The sequence below is a fragment of the Kitasatospora sp. NPDC032150 genome, from assembly GCF_055579945.1.
The window spans coordinates 1-3854 of the sequence record NZ_JBVIMH010000089.1 but is presented as its reverse complement, the minus strand read 5'-3'; the positions used below and the strand labels follow the sequence as shown (position 1 = coordinate 3854).

The 3854-nt window shown below is 74.2% G+C and carries 1 protein-coding gene; it reads right to left on the bottom strand.

What is annotated here, in order from left to right; all coding sequences use genetic code 11:
• On the bottom strand, positions 1 to 3854 hold a 3854-nt coding region (locus ACZ5ON_RS35825), incomplete at both ends, for an SDR family NAD(P)-dependent oxidoreductase (protein WP_465601758.1).

Sequence of the window (3854 nt, the reverse complement as noted above, 5' to 3'; positions counted from 1 at the left end):
AGCGGACGGTCCAAGTACCCGTCCAGCTCCGCGCAGACGGTGTCCAGGACGGAGGCGAACACCGGGAACGCCTCGTACAACTCGCGGCCCATACCGGCCCGCTGACTCCCCTGCCCCGTGAACAGGAACGCCGTCCTGCCGAGGCCCGCCGTCCCCTCGACCAGGCCGGGCACATTGGTGCCCGCGGCCAGCGCCTCCAGGCCCTGGACGAAGCCCGCCAGGTCCTCGGCCACCACGACGGCACGGCGCTCCATCGCGGAGCGGCCCATCGCCAACGAGTGGCCCACATCGACCGGTTCGAGACCGGACTCGTGCTCCAGCAGCTCGCGCAGCCGCTCGGCCTGACCGCGCAGCGCCTCCGCCGTCCGGGCGGAGAGCGGCCACGGCGCCACCGGCGTCGCCACTGCCGGGGTCTCGTCCTCGGCAGCCTCCTCGACGGGCGGCGCCTGTTCGATGATGGTGTGCGCGTTGGTACCGCTCACGCCGAAGGAGGACACCGCCGCCCGGCGCGGACGGCCGGTCTCCGGCCAGGGCTGTGCCTCGGTGAGCAGCGAGACCGCACCCGCCGACCAGTCGACCTGGTGGGTGGGCTCGTCGACGTGCAGGGTCTGCGGCAGTACACCGTGCCGCATCGCCATCACCATCTTGATCACACCGGCGACACCGGCCGCGGCCTGGGTGTGCCCGATGTTGGACTTCAGCGAACCGAGCCACAGCGGACGGTCGTCCGAGTGCTCCCGGCCGTAGGTGGCGAGCAGCGCCTGGGCCTCGATCGGGTCGCCCAGTGCGGTGCCGGTACCGTGCGCCTCGACGGCGTCCACCTCACCGGCGGACAGGCCGGCCGAGGCCAGCGCCTGCCGGATCACCCGCTGCTGGGACGGACCGTTGGGAGCGGTCAGACCGTTGCTGGCACCGTCCTGGTTCACGGCGCTTCCACGCACGATCGCCAGCACCGGATGCCCGTTGCGCCGGGCGTCGGACAGCCGCTCGACCAGCACCATGCCGACGCCCTCGCCCCAGCCGGTGCCGTCGGCGGCGTCGGCGAACGCCTTGCAGCGGCCGTCCGCCGCGAGCCCGCGCTGCCGGCTGAAGTCGACGAACGCACCCGGGGTGGACATCACGGTCACACCGCCGGCCAGCGCCAGCGAGCACTCCCCCACCCGCAGCGCCTGGATCGCCCAGTGCAGCGCGACCAGCGAGGACGAGCACGCGGTGTCCACGGTCACGGCCGGGCCCTCCAGGCCCAGGCTGTAGGCCACTCGGCCGGACATCACGCTGGCCGCGTTGCCGGTGCCGAGGAAGCCCTCGGAGCCGTCGGGCGCACTGAGGATCAGCGGCAGGTAGTCCTGGCCGTTGGTACCGGTGAAAACACCGGTACGGCTGCCGCGCAGCGAGGCCGGGTCGATGCCCGCCCGCTCGAACGCCTCCCAGGAGACCTCGAGCAGCAGTCGCTGCTGGGGATCCATGCCGAGCGCCTCGCGCGGCGAGATCCCGAAGAAGCCGGGGTCGAACTGCCCGGCCTGGTCCAGGAAGCCGCCCTCGCGCACATATGTGGTGTCGGGGTGCTCGGGATCCGGGTGGTACAGGGCCTCGAGGTCCCAGCCGCGGTCGGTCGGGAAGCCGGCGAGGGCGTCCGTCCCGGCGGCCAGCAGCCGCCACAGGTCCTCGGGCGAGCCGACGCCGCCCGGGAAGCGGCAGCTCATGCCGACGATCGCGATCGGGTCATCGTCCACGGCACCCGCCACCGGCACCGGGGCGACGGGGGCCACGGCCGGCGCGGCGCCCAGGATCTCGGCGCACAGGTGCTCGGCGAGCACGGTGGCGCTCGGGTAGTCGAAGACCAGCGTGGCGGGCAGGCGCAGGCCGGTGAGCGCGGCCAGCAGGTTGCGCAGCTCGACCGCGGTCAGCGAGTCGAAGCCCAACTCCCGGAAGGCGCGGGCGGGTTCGACCGCCTCGGGGCCGGAGTAGCCGAGCACGGCGGCGACCTGGGCGCGGACGAAGTCCAGCGCCAGCCGGCTGCGCTCGCTCTCCGAGGCGGCGGCCAGCCGCTGCTGGAGCGAGGAGCTGTCGGACTGGGCGGCCTCCTCCGCGTCGGCGGCCGCCATCGCCCGCTGGGCTTCGGGGAGTTCGGCGAAGAGGGTGCTCGGCCGGATGGCCGTGTACTGAGGGGCGAAGCGGTCCCAGAGGATGTCCACCACGATCGAGAAGGTCTCGTCGCGGTCCAGCGCGTGCTGCATGGCGGCGACGGCGAGGTCCGGGGAGAGCGCGGGTATGCCGCCTCGGCGCAGTCGCTCGGTGATGACCTCGTCCACGGCCATACCGCCCTCGGCCCAGGCGCCCCAGGCCATGGTGGTGGCGGGGAGTCCGGCGGCGCGGCGCTGCTCGGCGAGCGCGTCCAGGAAGGCGTTCGCGGCGGCGTAGTTCGCCTGGCCGGGTCCGCCGAAGGTACCGGCGAAGGACGAGAACATCACGAAGGCCGAGAGATCGAGCTCCCGGGTGAGCTCGTCCAGGTTGACGGCCGCGTCCGCCTTGGGGCGGAGCACGTTCGCCAGTCGCTGCGGCGTCAGCGCGTCCAGTACGCCGTCGTCCAGGACGCCGGCCGCGTGCACCACGGTGTTCAGCGGGTACTCGGCGGGGAGCGAGTCGAGCAGCGCGGCGAGCGCCTCGCGGTCGGCGACGTCGCACGCGGCGACGGTCACCCTGGCACCCAGGCCGGTGAGCTCCGCCTCCAGTTCGGCGACTCCCTCGGCATCGCGGCCCCGGCGGCTGGTCAGTACCAGGTGCTCGGCGCCGGCCCGGGCGAGCCAGCGGGCGACATGGGCTCCCAGGGCACCCGTACCGCCGGTCACCAGCGCGGTACCACGCGGGGACCAGCCCTGGGCGACGGCATCGCCGTGCGGGGCCCGCACCAGTCGGCGGGCGAGGATTCCGGAGGTACGGACGGCGAGGTGGTCCTCGTCACCGAGGCCGGCCAGCACGGCGACCAGCCGGCTGAGCGCGCGCTCGTCCGGGGTCTCGGGAAGGTCGATCAGACCGCCCCAGCGCTCCGGGTACTCCTGCGCCACCACCCGGCCCAGGCCCCAGACCTGATTCTGCCTCGGGTTCTCCAGCCGGTCGGACCGCCCGGTCGAGACCGCACCGCGGGTGGCGCACCACAGCGGCGCCTCGATGCCGGCGTCCCCGAGTGCCTGGACCAGCGCCAGGGTGCCGGTGAGACCGGCCGGCGCGGACGCGAGTCCGGGGTGGGAGCCGTCCACCAGGGCGAGCAGCGAGAGCACACCGGCGATCTGCTGCCCGTCCTCGGGCAGGGCGGCGCGCAGCTGCTCGGCCAGCTCGTCCCGGCCCGCCGTCGCCAGGTCGAACTCGACCTGCCGTACCCGGACGCCGCACCGCGTCAGCGCTCCGGCCGAAGCCGAGGCCCACTCGGGTTCGGCACAGCCCGCCGGGACCACCAGCAGCCAGTCGCCCGCGACGGCGGTCGACGGCACCTCGACAACCGGTCGCCAGCTGACCCGGTAGCGCCAGCCCTCGACCGTGGACTGGTCCCTGCTCTGCCTGCGCCAGGCCGTCAGGGCCGGCAGCACCGAGCTCAGCGGCTGATCGCCGTCCAGGTCCAGGGTCGCGGTGAGCATCTCCAGGTCGCCTCGCTCAACGGCCTCCCAGAACCGGGCGTCCACGGGGTCGCTGCCACCACCAGCCACCGTGGCGGTCTCGTCCCACGCCGCGGGCGTCGGCCAGTAGCGCTGGCGCTGGAAGGCGTAGGTGGGCAGATCCACCCGACGGGCACCCCGGCCCGCGAAGACCGCCGCCCAGTCCACGGCCGTGCCACGCACGTACGACTGCGCGACGGCAGT